6 protein-coding genes are annotated in these 3256 nt (G+C 71.7%); all 6 read right to left on the bottom strand.

The features are described 5' to 3' along the window. Positions 1–198: 198 nt before the first annotated feature. Positions 199–348, bottom strand: coding sequence for a hypothetical protein (locus tag AX737_RS34080; protein WP_197430451.1), 150 nt, complete (start codon positions 346–348; stop codon positions 199–201). After that, the gene (locus AX737_RS03920) at positions 345–650 is read right to left on the bottom strand and encodes a hypothetical protein (protein WP_066919176.1); all 306 of its coding nucleotides are present in this window, start codon (positions 648–650) and stop codon (positions 345–347) included. The genes AX737_RS34080 and AX737_RS03920 overlap by 4 nt, the downstream gene beginning before the upstream one ends. Continuing rightward, entirely contained in the window at positions 650–976 is a 327-nt protein-coding gene (locus tag AX737_RS03925) for a hypothetical protein (protein WP_066919178.1), read from the bottom strand. The genes AX737_RS03920 and AX737_RS03925 overlap by 1 nt, the downstream gene beginning before the upstream one ends. 86 nt (positions 977–1062) lie before the next feature. After that, a complete protein-coding gene (cysK, locus tag AX737_RS03930) occupies positions 1063–2046 on the bottom strand; it encodes a cysteine synthase A (RefSeq protein WP_066919180.1) in 984 nt (327 codons plus the stop codon). Positions 2047–2415: 369 nt separating this feature from the next. After that, positions 2416–2598: a hypothetical protein gene (locus AX737_RS03935; protein WP_066919181.1), complete on the bottom strand. Its 183-nt coding sequence runs from the start codon at positions 2596–2598 to the stop codon at positions 2416–2418. 102 nt (positions 2599–2700) lie between these two features. After that, positions 2701–3210, bottom strand: coding sequence for an META domain-containing protein (locus AX737_RS03940; RefSeq protein ID WP_066919182.1), 510 nt, complete (start codon positions 3208–3210; stop codon positions 2701–2703). Positions 3211–3256: the final 46 nt, after the last annotated feature.

Genomic DNA, 3256 nt, shown 5'->3' on the forward strand with positions numbered 1-3256 from the left:
AGGGTGGCCCCTGCGTCAGCAGGGGTCGGGAGAGGGGAACCCGGCGAACGGAAAAGGTGGGGCCTTCATGCAGGGCACGGCTCAATCCTGAAGCTGGGGTCCCCTCACCCGTCACCCTTCGGGTGCCACCCTCCCCCGCAAAGGGGGGAGGGAGCGGCGCGCAGGCTGGCCCGGATCGGAGAGCCCCCGAAAACGCCCTCAGCTTCCGCCCGGGTCCGTCTCGTCGCGCTGCGTGGCGCCGCCCTTCGGGCCGGCGCCCGGGTGCCCGTCCGTCTTCTCGTTCGGGTCCTTCACCGCGTCCGGGGCGATGTTGGCGGGCTTGTCGTCGGACTTCTTCTCGTCGCTCATGCGCCCTCCTCGCGCTCGGGCTTGCTCAGGCCGCCGGCGACCTTGCGGTCGGCGTCGGGGCCCCGTGCGGGCTTCTGGTCGGAATGGCCGCCGGACGAGCCGCCGAGCGCCGGCGGGGATTGGCCGGCCGCGCCCGCCTCCCAGCCGGCGTTGCGCTCGGCGTCGCTGCGCCCGCCCGCATCCATGTCGGTGATCGCGGCCTGATCCCCGGTCTGGCGACCTCCGCCCGCCGGGCTCGAGCCGGGCGTGCCGACATCGTCGTCGGGCTTGCGGGTGACGGTCTCGGGTTCGCGCGGACTCATCAGCGCTTCCCGTCGTCCTGGCCGACCGCGGCGGTCGCCCGCTCGATCGCCTCCTCGGCGGCCCCCTTCGATCCCTCGCCGCGCAGGCGGGCGAGGTTCTCGGGAGGCGTCTCGGCCTCGGTCGCGTCGGTGGCGTCCTCACCCGGCGTGCCGGAGGCGATGCGGGCGGTCTCGGCCTGCCCTTGCGGGTCGCGCTTCAGATCGCCTTGCGTCCGCTGCGGCACGCCGAGGTCGCGGGGCGAATCCTGCCCGAGATCCTGGCCGTTGCGGTCGGCGTAGGCGTCGAAATCCTTGAGCGTCGGGCGCTCGCTGTTGCCTGCTGTCATGGCGGCTCCTCTCTGTCGCCTGACAACAGATGCCGCGCAGCGAGGTTGCGTCCGCGGCGGCAGGCCGCCGCGGACGCGTGTCGGCTCTAGCCGATGCCCTCGAACAGCGCCGAGGAGATGTAGCGCTCGGCGAAGGAGCAGGCGACGGTGACGATGCGCTTGCCCTTGAACTCGGGCCGGCTCGCCAACTCGAGCGCCGCCGCGACGTTGCCGCCCGTCGAGATGCCGCCCGGGATGCCCTCGAACTTGGCGAGGTCGCGCGCCGTGTCGAAGGCGGTCTGGTTCGAGACCTTCAGCACGCCGTCGAGGATGTCGGTGTGCAGGTTGCCGGGGATGAAGCCGGCGCCGATGCCCTGGATCTTGTGCGGGCCCGGCTGACCGCCGGAGATGACCGGGGAATCCTCCGGCTCGACCGCGAAGACCTTCAGGCCCGGGATGCGGGGCTTCAGCACCTCGCCGACGCCCGTCACGGTGCCGCCGGTGCCCACGCCCGCCACGAAGGCGTCGAGCTGGCCGTTGGTGTCGGCCCAGATCTCCTCGGCGGTGGTCTTGCGGTGGATCTCGGGGTTGGCCGGGTTGGAGAATTGCTGCGGCATCACGGCGCCGGGGATCGTGTTCAAGAGCTCTTCGGCCTTGGCGATCGCGCCCTTCATGCCCTGCGGGCCAGGGGTCAGCTCCAGCTGAGCGCCCAGGAAGGCCAGCATCTTGCGGCGCTCCAGCGACATCGTCTCGGGCATCACCAGGATCAGGCGGTAGCCGCGGGCGGCGGCCACGAAGGCCAGCGCGATGCCGGTGTTGCCCGAGGTCGGCTCGACCAGCGTGCCGCCGGGCTTGAGCTGGCCGGAGGCCTCCAGCGCGTCGATCATGTTGACGCCGATGCGGTCCTTCACGCTGGCGATCGGGTTGAAGAACTCGAGCTTGAGCAGGATCTCGGCCTCGACGCCGCGCTCCTTCGGCAGCCGGTTCAGGCGCACCAGGGGGGTGTTGCCGATCGTCTCGGTGATCGAGCCGTAGACCCGCCCGTGCCCGACCTGTCGTGTCCCGGTGGTCGTCTCTGCGCTGCCGGCCATTGCGATCTCCCTTTCGTCGAACCGTCTCGGACGCGGGCGCGCCGGATCTCGTCCCCGGGCTGCCCGCCGTGAGGGCAGGCGATATCGCGTCACCTCGCCTCGGGCAATCGGGCTAACTTGAGGATTCGACAAATCTTTTCCCTGCCGCGGCGAGATCTCGCGGTCAGGGGAAGAGTATCGCTGCGCGCGCGGTTGGACTTGGAAGTTCGTTCTCTTGTGCCCGGGTGGTCCCGGTTCGCACGCGGTCGCCGTCGATATGCGGCCGACAGGATCCGGAGGCCGTTGGGACACCGGGCGAGGAGGGGAGGTCCCTCCGCGCTGCGAAGGGCCGATCGGCCCCGGGAGGGGGCAATCGCCGCGGTAATCGCCTCAGGCGGCCAGGCGCGCCGCGAGCAGGATAAGCGTCGCCGCGAACGGGGCGGCGGCGGCGAGCCAGAGGGCGCCGGGATGCGAGCTGCGGGGCGCGACGAAGCGGGGATCGCGCGGCGCGCCCGCCCGCAGGGGAGCTTGGCCCCCGAGGCCGATCCTGCCAGCCGAGATCCTGCCAGCCATCTACGCCGCTCCACCCGTGGACAACGGGCGGGAGAAGGCGCCCCCACCGGTCAACGGGGGCTGAATCGGGCCGGGCGAGCCGGCCGCATGGTCAGCGAAGGGTTAAAGCGCCCGGTCGAAGCGCAGCTCGCCGTTCGGGCTCTTCAGGACGAGCTGCGAGCCGACCAGATCCCACTGGGCCGCGGTGCGCAGCGCCACGAAGAAGGCCTGCTCGGTGGCGGCCAGCCCCTTGTCGCAGGGCTTCTTGGTCAGCGCGAGCGGGCCGACCGCGAGGTGCTGGTCGCGCAGCGGGAAGGCGGTGGCCGCGAAGGTGTTGCAGCCGCCGTAGCCGCGGGCGCGGTACTGCTTGTCGATGATGAAGCTCGGCCGGTCACCGCCCGCGAAGGGCTTGCCGTTGATGCTCACCGCGGTCCAGGTCGAGTCGAGCGGAAAGATCTTCTCGGTCTGCTTCGTCGGGGGCACGTATTGCGGCTTCTTCTCCTCGCCGCCCGGCGTGCGGTTGGCGCGGCCGAAGCCGGAGATGTTCGGGCTCTGCGCCCCGGCCTCGATCGCCGTCGCCATGTCGGCGGCCAGAACCGCGCAGGCCAGCGCGGCGATCCGGATCGTTCTCATCGTTCACGCCCCTCTTGCTCGGCCGCCTGCCCGCCTGCATCGGCGG

Origin of the sequence: Methylobacterium sp. CCH5-D2, assembly GCF_001556475.1 — a bacterium.
Classification (GTDB): domain Bacteria; phylum Pseudomonadota; class Alphaproteobacteria; order Rhizobiales; family Beijerinckiaceae; genus Methylobacterium; species Methylobacterium hispanicum.

What these genes read in the sequence shown, in the direction of transcription:
- AX737_RS03920 (WP_066919176.1), bottom strand. Translation starts at nt 650, where the DNA reads ATGAGTCCGCGCGAACCCGAGACCGTCACCCGCAAGCCCGACGACGAT.
- AX737_RS34080 (WP_197430451.1), bottom strand. Translation starts at nt 348, where the DNA reads ATGAGCGACGAGAAGAAGTCCGACGACAAGCCCGCCAACATCGCCCCG.
- AX737_RS03925 (WP_066919178.1), bottom strand. Translation starts at nt 976, where the DNA reads ATGACAGCAGGCAACAGCGAGCGCCCGACGCTCAAGGATTTCGACGCC.
- AX737_RS03935 (WP_066919181.1), bottom strand. Translation starts at nt 2,598, where the DNA reads ATGGCTGGCAGGATCTCGGCTGGCAGGATCGGCCTCGGGGGCCAAGCT.
- cysK (WP_066919180.1), bottom strand. Translation starts at nt 2,046, where the DNA reads ATGGCCGGCAGCGCAGAGACGACCACCGGGACACGACAGGTCGGGCAC.
- AX737_RS03940 (WP_066919182.1), bottom strand. Translation starts at nt 3,210, where the DNA reads ATGAGAACGATCCGGATCGCCGCGCTGGCCTGCGCGGTTCTGGCCGCC.